The organism is Phenylobacterium sp. CCH9-H3 (genome assembly GCF_001557235.1).
Classification (GTDB): domain Bacteria; phylum Pseudomonadota; class Alphaproteobacteria; order Caulobacterales; family Caulobacteraceae; genus Phenylobacterium.
In genome coordinates this window covers 1-2,565 of record NZ_LSJI01000287.1, presented here as the reverse complement: position 1 = coordinate 2,565, position 2,565 = coordinate 1, and the positions used below count along the sequence as shown (strand labels likewise).

Sequence of the window (2,565 nt, the reverse complement as noted above, 5' to 3'; positions counted from 1 at the left end):
TCAATCCATGGACGGAGTTTGCCTTGGGGTCCGGCGCTCTCAAGGACGGGCCGGAAGGCCCGCCGCGGGGCGGCGACGCCCGGCGGGCGTCGTCCTTGACAGCGCCGGACCCCAAGGCTCGCATCAACCGTGGATTTCAGGGCGGGGACTATCCCCGGTGGGGATGACTGCGCTGACGGTGCGGCGAAGGTCGCGTTCTGGCGACTGAGCCGACGCCCCCTTCCGGCGCCGAGCGGTCAACCGCCGCTCAAGCCAGGCCTACGGGTGCCGCCAGCGGACATTCCGAACTGCCGAGTGAGGTGGAAAGCTGACTGCAGCTAGCGGCTCCACGCGAGCATGGGGAGCCCACCTACAATCACGATAGTGAAGAGTGTTGAATAGTGAAGCTTGGCGCGCCGCGAGAGCGGCACGCGCCCGCCTAAAGCGGCGCTCCGATCTCCTGCGCGGATATTCCGAGCGAAGGCGAGCAACAGGATGATGGCGGCGAACACCGCAAAGTTCACCCAGATCGATGCCACCAGCGATGCTCCGAAGCCCTCGCGAGACATTGAGGGCGCCACGCCGACAAGCGCAACAATGGTCTCACAGGAGCGCAAAAGCGGTCCGATTGAATGGCCGTCGAGGGTGGCTAGCGGACGTTGCTGCTGGGGCGGTTGAGATTGGCGATCCCCGCTGCAAAGAGCGGCGCAATCGCGAAGCCGCCAGCGATCATCAGGAATTGGAACGCGGCGTAGCCCTCAGGGTCGACCCCACCGAAGCGACGTTCATGAGTCAACGAAATGAAGGTCGTGAACAGCCAGAGGTTCGCAGCGGAAAACAACACTGCCAGGAATGCGCTTCCCAGTCGGCTGTTTGGCAGAAGGCTGGCTGCGAGAATAGCCGCTGCTCCGGGACAAAGGAGCAGCGCGGGCAGGCCGTTTGAGTATCTGTCTAAGAACAACACCCCAGCGGCGGCCAACAGCAGCGCAAGACCGGCGACGGACAGGCCGACAACTCGGGACATCCGGTGGCTCCTTCACGTGGCCCCAAAGAGACCCGAGGTGCCGAATGACGGCAATGGGTCGATCCCAGGAAAGGGCTCCGGCGACCGAGGCGGACCTGCGGCAACTGGCGCCTCGCCGTCGCATCATCTCTGCGGAACGAGGAACCCGCCGTGCGCCCGGGTGTTGGCGGAGCAGGCTTGATCCGAGAGGGAGGACGGGATGTCCATCATCGACAAGGCGCTGGGGGCCGTGACGCCTCCGGAGAGCGAGAAGGCGCAGGCGAAGGCCACCGCCGAGGCGCGGGCGCTGGCCACCCCGGGAGACTGGCTGTCGCTGGCGCTGGATCATCACGACGAAATCAGAACCGGCTTCGACGCGTGCCGTAAGGCCAGAACCGGGCCGGCCCGCGTCAAGGCCATGCAAGCGCTCGGCCTGGTGCTGAACGGCCATTCCCTGGCCGAAGAGGTGGTGCTCTACCCCGCCTTCGCGAAGGCGGGACACAAGCCGGCGACCGGCCTGGCCTACACCGAGCAGACGACGGCAAAGATGCAGATGGCGGAGCTGGAGCGGATCGATCCGACCACGGAGGCGTGGAAGGACAAGCTCGAGCACATCCGGGGCGCGGTGCTGCACCACATCTTCGAGGAAGAGAGCACCTGGTTCCCGGCCCTGAAGACGGACTACGACGACCAGGCGCACCTCGACCGCCGCTTTCACGAGGAGTCGGAACGGCATGTCGTGGGCCCGGCGAAGTCGGTGATCGCCGAAGCGCGCTCGATCGCGAGCGAGGCGAGCCTCAAGCGCTAGCGAGGCGAGATCGGCGAGGGCGCGCGCCGGGTGCTCGCCGTGGGCGGCGGTTGGCCTGGGGGCGCCTCGCCTGCGGCCGACGGCGGGCCTCGTCCCGGGCCCCGGTCTCCCTCCCTACGCCGCCACGCCCTCGTGCGAGCGCGCGTAGGCGCGCTGGTAGGCGTCGCGCGCGGTGGTGCGGGCGAGGTAGGCCTGTTCGGCGTCGGTGAGGGGGAAGCCGGCGTGGTTGGCGCCCAGGCGCAGGGCGTAGCTGACCGAGATGTCGGCGGCGGTGAAGGTGTCGCCGGCCATGTAGGGGGCGGTTTCGAGCTGGCGGCGGACGAGGATCTGGCGGCGCTCGACGCAGCCGCGGGCCCAGCGGGCGCCCCAGTTGTCGCGTTCGGCGGCGGGGGCGATGAAGCCGCTCACCAGGGGGACCATCATCAGGGTGGCGAGGCCCGCTTCGCCCAGGTGGAGGAACTGCTGGTAGGCGGGGAAGGCCGGGTCGCCGGGCTTTGGCTGGAGCGGCGTGGGGCCGTAGCGGCCCATCAGGTATTCCAGGATCGCGACCGACTCGACCATCGTCACGTCGCCGTCCTGGATCGCGGGCAGGAAGTCGCCGGGATTGACGGCGAGCCAGGCCAGGTCCTTTTCCGGGGCCAGCATGTCCACCTGACGCACGCGGTAGGGCAGGCCCATCTCCTCCAGCAGCCAGACCACCCGCAGCGACCGCGAGGTCTGCCCGCCCCACACCGTGATCATCGTCGTGGTCCTCCTGGCGGGGATGATTTCATGG

General features: G+C 68.1%; 3 protein-coding genes. 1 reads left to right on the top strand and 2 read right to left on the bottom strand.

The window, feature by feature from the left end:
• Nucleotides 1-628: 628 nt before the first annotated feature.
• Nucleotides 629-1,003, bottom strand: a complete 375-nt coding sequence (locus tag AX721_RS25510) for a hypothetical protein (RefSeq protein ID WP_068878774.1) — start codon at nucleotides 1,001-1,003, stop codon at nucleotides 629-631.
• Nucleotides 1,004-1,202: 199 nt separating this feature from the next.
• On the opposite strand from AX721_RS25510, the gene AX721_RS25505 reads away from it, so the two are divergent.
• Entirely contained in the window at nucleotides 1,203-1,790 is a 588-nt protein-coding gene (locus AX721_RS25505; protein ID WP_082765805.1) for a hemerythrin domain-containing protein, read from the top strand.
• 114 nt (nucleotides 1,791-1,904) lie between these two features.
• On the opposite strand, the gene AX721_RS25500 is transcribed toward AX721_RS25505, so the two are convergent.
• Nucleotides 1,905-2,565 (bottom strand): glutathione S-transferase family protein (locus AX721_RS25500; protein WP_231754763.1); only part of this gene is annotated, 661 nt, incomplete at its 5' end.